Origin of the sequence: Herbaspirillum sp. B65, assembly GCF_000333555.1 — a bacterium.
GTDB classification, from domain to species: domain Bacteria; phylum Pseudomonadota; class Gammaproteobacteria; order Burkholderiales; family Burkholderiaceae_D; genus Herbaspirillum; species Herbaspirillum rubrisubalbicans.
The window spans coordinates 1-1,342 of record NZ_BADI01000884.1; the positions used below are offsets into that span (position 1 = coordinate 1).

Sequence of the window (1,342 nt, forward strand, 5' to 3'; positions counted from 1 at the left end):
CAGCGCCGTGCGTACCCTGGTGGCGCCCTATGGCGAGCTGGAAGGCTGCCGCAAGCTGCAACCGTTCTCGCACGTGTTCACCCACTTCAAGCTGCACGTCGCGCCCTTCCAGGTGGCGCTGAAAAGCCGCACCCTGCACATCGCCGAGCGTGGCCTGGTGTGGTATCCGGCGCGCAAGCTGGCCGATGCGCCCTTGCCGGCGCCGGTCAAGAAGCTCTTGCTGGGGGTCTTGCGCAGCGATGATCTGCTGGCTGCGGTCTGATCGGATGATTGATCGGATGACCTGACAGTTGGATGCCGGGCACCTGACAGTTCAGTGGCCGGCACCTGTCAGTTCAGTTGGCGGTGCCTGCACACTACCTGTTCAGTTGCGCGGAAGTGGCTGGCCAGTTGTTCGGCCAGATAGACCGAGCGATGCTGGCCACCGGTGCAGCCGATGGCCACCGTCAGGTAGCTGCGATTGTCGTTCTTGAAGGCGGGCAGCCACTTTTCGACGAAGCCGCGGATGTCGTTGAACATGTCGGCCACCTCGGGATAGGCCGCCAGGAATTCGATGACCGGCGCATCGCGTCCGGTCAGCGGGCGCAGTGCGGTATCGTAGTGCGGGTTGGGCAACATGCGCACGTCGAACACCAGGTCGGCATCCAGCGGCAAGCCATGCTTGAAGGCGAAGGATTCGATGAGCAGGGTCAGCGGCGAACGTTCCAGGTCCACCAGTTCCTTGATCCAGCGGCGCAGCTTGTTGGAACTGAGCTGCGAGGTATCCATCACCAGCCCGATATCCTGCAGGTCGCCCAGCATGTCCTTTTCGATGGCAATGCATTCGGTCAGTGTCAGCCGGTCGGTTGGATTGCGTCCCGGCAGCAGGCGGTGCGACAGCGGATGGCTGCGGCGGGTTTCGGAAAAACGGGTGATGAGGGTGTCGTTGGAGGCGGTCAGGAAGAAGGCCTTGACGTCATGTCCATCGGTGCGCAATTGCGCGATGTCCACGCGTAGCGTCTCCAGGTAATCGGCGCTGCGGGCATCGATGGCCACGGCCAGCCGGTGGTCGCCTTCCTTGATGCGGGTCTGCACCAGCTCATAGAGCAGGGAAGGCGGGAGATTGTCGACGCAGAAATAGCCGGCGTCTTCCAGCACATGCAGTGCCACCGATTTGCCGGAGCCGGAAATGCCGGTGATCAGAACGATTCTCATGCTGGCAATCATAACGCATCGTCTGCCAATGCGTGACGGCAGAGGTATGCCAAAATGTCGCCAGAAGTTTTCCTGTCAAGCGGGAAAGCCGCGCCGGGGGGGCTATTCGCCGTTCATGGCGCGCCGCTGGCGCTCGATGAATTCCTGA

Annotated in this window: 2 protein-coding genes; one reads left to right on the top strand and one right to left on the bottom strand. The window is 62.1% G+C overall.

Going from position 1 to position 1,342, the window contains the following annotated elements; genetic code table 11:
- The coding region (locus tag I5W_RS21000) for an NUDIX domain-containing protein (protein ID WP_044530694.1) at positions 1 to 262 on the top strand (262 nt) is incomplete at its 5' end.
- Between the two features lie 68 nt (positions 263 to 330).
- On the opposite strand, the gene rapZ is transcribed toward I5W_RS21000, so the two are convergent.
- Positions 331 to 1,194, bottom strand: a complete 864-nt coding sequence (rapZ, locus tag I5W_RS21005) for an RNase adapter RapZ (RefSeq protein WP_044530695.1) — start codon at positions 1,192 to 1,194, stop codon at positions 331 to 333.
- Positions 1,195 to 1,342: the final 148 nt, after the last annotated feature.